Origin of the sequence: Anaerotignum faecicola (assembly GCA_024460105.1) — a bacterium.
Lineage (GTDB): Bacteria > Bacillota > Clostridia > Lachnospirales > Anaerotignaceae > JANFXS01.
The window spans coordinates 1-546 of the sequence record JANFXS010000112.1; the positions used below are offsets into that span (position 1 = coordinate 1).

Genomic DNA, 546 nt, shown 5'->3' on the forward strand with positions numbered 1-546 from the left:
TGAGTACATGGCTCCGACGACTGCCTCCATCGCCTCATTGCATCCGAGTAATTCCCGGATTCTGTCTTTCACGGAAAAATACTGCGGATCGAACGTCATTTCCGGAGGAGTCTCCACGATCAGGTTTGTAAACCAGTTAGCCGCCCCGTCTCCCTGGGCCGCTTCCTCGTCCACGAGAATATACGGCTCCCACGGCTCAGTGACCCGTTCCAGAGTGATACAGTCTTCGCAGTCCTGCCCCACGGCCCGGACAAAATGAATCCCCTCCGTCCACGGAATCTCCTGAAATTCAAATACCTTATCCCCCATCCGGTCCGCGATCCTGATTCCGTCCAGAAACAGCGTCACATCCGGCAGGTTGGAATATACCTTAACACTCAGAAAATCTCCGGTCCGCCTCGCGAATCTCCTTCCGCAGATATGAACAAACGGTTCTCTGCTCCAGTATGCTTTATAGATATAAAAAGCGTCCTTTTTTATGGTTCGGTCCAGCGTGACAAGCCCCTTGTTGTTGCGCCCTTTTACACCGCCCTCGTCTCTGGCGTC

The 546-nt window shown here is 53.3% G+C and carries 1 protein-coding gene; it reads right to left on the reverse strand.

What is annotated here, in order from left to right; genetic code table 11:
* Positions 1-546 (reverse strand): beta-galactosidase (locus NE664_13010; protein MCQ4727552.1); only part of this gene is annotated, 546 nt, incomplete at both ends.